This window comes from Sphaerochaeta sp. UBA5836, from assembly GCF_002432845.1.
Classification (GTDB): Bacteria; Spirochaetota; Spirochaetia; order Sphaerochaetales; family Sphaerochaetaceae; genus Sphaerochaeta.
Map to the genome: position 1 here is coordinate 8,665 of NZ_DJGW01000043.1, position 200 is coordinate 8,864.

The window sequence follows — 200 nt, forward strand, 5'->3', positions numbered from 1 at the left end:
CATCACCACAAAACAGGCGCAGCAGAGCAGGAAGGTGAGCAGGCCGACCTCACCGACAAGGCGCAGGTGGCTGCCAAGCTTTTGGGTGTAGGTCTCCTGTTTTTGGAAGATTGCGAGGCTGAGGATGCCGAAAAGCGGCAGATGCAGGGTACTGAGGATGAAGGTTGTTTCCTCTACGACTGCCTTGTTCGCCTGCTGGA

The 200-nt window shown here is 56.5% G+C and carries 1 protein-coding gene; it reads right to left on the bottom strand.

Annotated elements, in window-relative coordinates; genetic code table 11:
• Window positions 1–200, bottom strand: a 200-nt coding sequence (locus B3F49_RS03395; RefSeq protein ID WP_293908961.1) for a hypothetical protein, incomplete at both ends; no start/stop codon positions are given.